A 3,474-nucleotide genomic window follows, 5' to 3' on the forward strand; every position below is an offset into this window, starting at 1 on the left:
GCGTAACATCTTTGATGCCGGAGATCATGGCACTGAAAATGATAACAACGCCATGCTGTTCTTCTTACAAGAAAGGCTTGAACGCCTGCGTCATTTGGTGAATCCCAATGCCGGGATGATTGTTGCCCATCACACCAAGAAGATTACCAAAAAGCTTTTGGAAGAAGATCCTTTCCAGTCACTTAGTGGTGCCGGCGCCCTCAGAGGTTTTTATACCACCGGTATGATTTTGTTTCGGCCTGATAAAACCAAAACGCCCAGGCAATTGATGTTTGAACTGCGCAACGGCGAGCGCATTGATAATAAATGGGTCGATAAAATGGGAGGAAAATGGTCTATCTTGGAAGAAGAATCTCAGCGTTTGGTCAATAAGCATTACGGTGAAAAGTTGAACGCAGAACGCAGGCGTAAACACGATATCATTTTACAGCTCATTTATGATGAAGCACGTAAAGGTAAACTTTACACCGCAAGCCAGTTCTGCAGAGCTTTTGAAAATAGATCAGGTCTAGGCGGCCAGCATTCCATTCGTGATCGTATTGATGTACTTGCCACCAAAGGCTACATCAAATTCTGTAGAACCGCTGCCCGTAAATCAAAATATGGATTTTTATGCGTGGAGGCTATGGATTTGAAGGAGACAAAAGTTGATTCTGAAACAGGCGAAGAAACTACGCACTTTCAGCCTATTTTACCAACCCATTATAAGTCCGCTGAAGATGGGGCGATCATCCCTTTAGAAAATCCTTCTCTTTGGTTTTATCATGATTAGCTATTTTGTGAATACCAGATTGAAAGGGTTTAGACGGTAGCCATATTCCTGCTTCTTAAAGCCAGGCCAGCCAAGGGTTTGAATGATATCATCACGTTTGATGTTAACGCCCAGCTCTTTAGCCAGGGTCTCTTCAATCGCCTTTTGCATTTTGTTAAGCGGCCTTCGGATTTGCTGCTCTAAATCATCAATCAGTCCCATATGGGGTTCCAGGCGCTCAGCAATTTGATTCAAATTAAGAGGTGTATGCATTTCTTTAGGTTTGCCTTCTTCGAAATCCCGCCAATATTGCTCCAGTAAAATCCTGAAAATCTGAATGCGGCTTGGCGCTTGTTTACCAATAACATGAATGCCGCCCACAAAAATACCGTCGCTATCAATGGTAATGCTGTATATTGTTGGCTTTTCAGCTATCTTAGGTTGATGCAAAGAAACAAAAGGCAATATCTGCCTTGAAACGTTTGGAAGCTCCCTTGGTAGGCCATGCTCAATCGCCATATGCAAGCCTTGCTGTAAAGACAGCCTTTCGCTCATCAAATCTGATAATCTTATAGTGTGCACATCAAATGGCAAATGCGGTAAGGTTTTTCGTAATGTGATGATCAGCGTCGGCTGTGCCTTGAGGCGATCTACAGCTAAATATGAAGGGTTATCGATAAAATCAGGTAAGATTATCGTTACAAAGCCAGAGTCCAACAAAATATGATAAACCCCGGCGCTCTGATTTTTAAACGTAAATTCTTTGAGCTCAGATTCAAGCCACTGCAATATAGCCTGCTTTTTTAAGAATAAAGAGACAACATGAAAACGCTGTTTTTGATGGCTTATGGGTAAAATGTAACGTCCGCATTCCTCGCACATGAGATCATCGCATGATTCATCAAAATCATCAGCAATAGCAATTTTATTCTCACAATCGGGATTAATCAGATTGTCAAAATCCAACGCATCTAAAGGATTGGCGCATTTGATAAAATAATGTTCTTTAAGCTGCATAAAGCCAAGCTGTCCAAGATGATGGGCCGCCTCTAGATAAACCTGATTCGGATTAATCCATGAATTGCTGGACTCAAGCAAACACTTTGTGCGTATATTATGTTAGCTATGTGTTTTTTAATTGATGCTGCGATTTATCAACATGCACAATAAGGTAATTTTTAGGATATGATCATGGAACCAGATTTACTCGAGGCTGTTACTAAAGCTTTGGAAGATTGTTTTGGTGGCGAAGTTACAATCAGCGATGTCAAATTCTTAAGCGAGCCTAACCGAAGAAATAGGATTGCACGTTTGTTCTTGTCTACTAACAACTGCGATACACGATCTGTTATCTTCAAACAGTCAATCTCTAACAAAAGTCAGGAAACTACTGATGAAGATATCCTAGCAAGATTCGCTAGAGATTTTGCCGGGCTTAAATTCTTGAACGGGTCTGACATTAATCACAGCATTCCTAAGTTTTTAGGCGTAAGCCAAAGTTTTAGGTTTATCCTACTTGAAGATCTAGGAAACACGCCTATCAGCCTCGTTGATAGTTTGACTAAATCTGATCCGGGTAAAGCACTAGAAGCGCTCAAGCGCTTTACCAAATCTCTTGCTCATTTTCATATGGCAAGTTATGAACGTCTTGGGGAATATGATGAATTATTGGCCTCAGCTCATCCGAATAAGGAAACGCTAGAAGACCGCATCAAATGGAACGAAGAAGATTTGATCCCTAAATTAGAGCTTGTTTGTAATAACTTTGATATTGCTTTTACAAATGAACTAAAACAAGAGGTTATATACGTTATCAAAATGAGCTTAAGCCCAGACGATTTCTATGTGCTAACTCATAGTGATATTTGTCCTGACAACATATTTGACCATGAAGATAAGGACGAGCTTCAGCTGATTGATTTTGAGTGGGCAAGGCCTGGAAATAATTTATTAGATGCAACTTACTTTAGGATGAATTTCCCAACCTGTTGGTGCGCCAAAGCTTTGCCTGAAGAAATGATATTAGAGCTAGAAGGATTCTATAGGCAAACAATTGCAAGCAAAATTAGGGCAAGCCTTGACGACAGAAAATATAATGAAAACTATGTTTCGGCCTGTGGGTTTTGGCTACTCAGCTCCATGCCATTTGCCCTGCGTATCATGGATAAAGATGAGTGCTGGTCATCCGGTCCTGTACCTACTGATTCATTATGGAAGCCAGAAGCGGACCTTGCCCGTCCACGGGTTATCTCAAGATTGCAAGCATTTATAAAGGTGTCAAAAGAACATAATATGCTTCCGCATTTACGTCAGTCAGCCGAGCAAATGCTAGCGCATGCTTATGAAAAATGGCATGACGCCAGACCACTTGGTTTATATCCAGCGTTTCAAAGTTAAAACTGTAAGCTGGATGTGTTATTTTTTGGGATTTTGACTTGATTACTTACTGTCACCTCCAAAAATCTCGTTTTTCTTTTCTTGAAAGGGGCTCGCATCATAAAACAGTTCGATTTTAGAGATGAGTCGATTCGTGAATTCCATCAGCACCGCTGCCCTGAACTTACCAATCGGCGCTGGAACGACCATATCATAGGCGAACATGATTTGATTGTGGCTTGCAAAACGTGACCTGATTTGGATGTCCTGCAATATTCCACCAAAGTTTTTTGCGGCTAAAACAACTGCGTCTTTTCCATGCATTTCTGCGAGTGGTCCGACAAAAT

General features: G+C 41.1%; 3 protein-coding genes and 1 pseudogene. 2 read left to right on the plus strand and 2 right to left on the minus strand.

Features of this window, described 5'->3' with window-relative positions; all coding sequences use genetic code 11:
* Nucleotides 1-772, plus strand: a pseudogene (locus HCUR_RS07430) (helicase RepA family protein); the annotation flags it as partial.
* Here HCUR_RS07430 and HCUR_RS07435 read toward each other — a convergent pair.
* The gene (locus HCUR_RS07435) at nucleotides 773-1,849 is read right to left on the minus strand and encodes a hypothetical protein (protein ID WP_104207439.1); all 1,077 of its coding nucleotides are present in this window, start codon (nucleotides 1,847-1,849) and stop codon (nucleotides 773-775) included. It lies immediately after the preceding pseudogene.
* A gap of 93 nt (nucleotides 1,850-1,942) precedes the next feature.
* Here HCUR_RS07435 and HCUR_RS07440 point away from each other — a divergent pair, with 93 nt between their 5' ends.
* Nucleotides 1,943-3,148, plus strand: a complete 1,206-nt coding sequence (locus tag HCUR_RS07440; RefSeq protein ID WP_104207440.1) for a phosphotransferase — start codon at nucleotides 1,943-1,945, stop codon at nucleotides 3,146-3,148.
* A 42-nt stretch (nucleotides 3,149-3,190) separates the two neighbouring features.
* Here the strand turns inward: HCUR_RS07440 and HCUR_RS08900 are convergent.
* Nucleotides 3,191-3,474: hypothetical protein (locus HCUR_RS08900; RefSeq protein ID WP_165780872.1), on the minus strand; the 284-nt coding region annotated here is incomplete at its 5' end.

The organism is Holospora curviuscula, from assembly GCF_002930195.1.
Classification (GTDB): domain Bacteria; phylum Pseudomonadota; class Alphaproteobacteria; order Holosporales; family Holosporaceae; genus Holospora; species Holospora curviuscula.